Below are 282 nucleotides of genomic sequence, written 5' to 3'. Positions count from 1 at the left end.
CCAATATAGGGGACAAGGGAAGTTCAAACAAAATCGGGAAGCTCTCTTTAAAAAGAGAATGTAAAATGAATGATTACATGCATAAAGCCAGTCGTTTGATTATTAATTATGCGGTTGAGACTCAAACAGGAACAATCATTATTGGAGAGAACGAAGGCTGGAAACAAAAGATCAAAATAGGTAAAAAGAATAACCAGAATTTTGTTTCTGTTCCTTTAGATAGACTCAAAGAAATGATTGCCTACAAAGGGGAAGATTACGGAATTCGAGTGGTCTTTACAG

1 protein-coding gene is annotated in these 282 nt (G+C 35.5%); it reads left to right on the top strand.

What is annotated here, in order from left to right; all coding sequences use genetic code 11:
* Positions 1-65: 65 nt before the first annotated feature.
* Positions 66-282: IS200/IS605 family accessory protein TnpB-related protein (locus tag HXW94_RS19080; protein ID WP_178368446.1), on the top strand; the 217-nt coding region annotated here is incomplete at its 3' end.

It is taken from the genome of Desulfobacter latus (assembly GCF_013389365.1).
In the GTDB taxonomy this organism is placed as follows: domain Bacteria; phylum Desulfobacterota; class Desulfobacteria; order Desulfobacterales; family Desulfobacteraceae; genus Desulfobacter; species Desulfobacter latus.
Note: the sequence above shows the minus strand (reverse complement) of the source record. Positions and strands in the feature narration are given on the sequence as shown.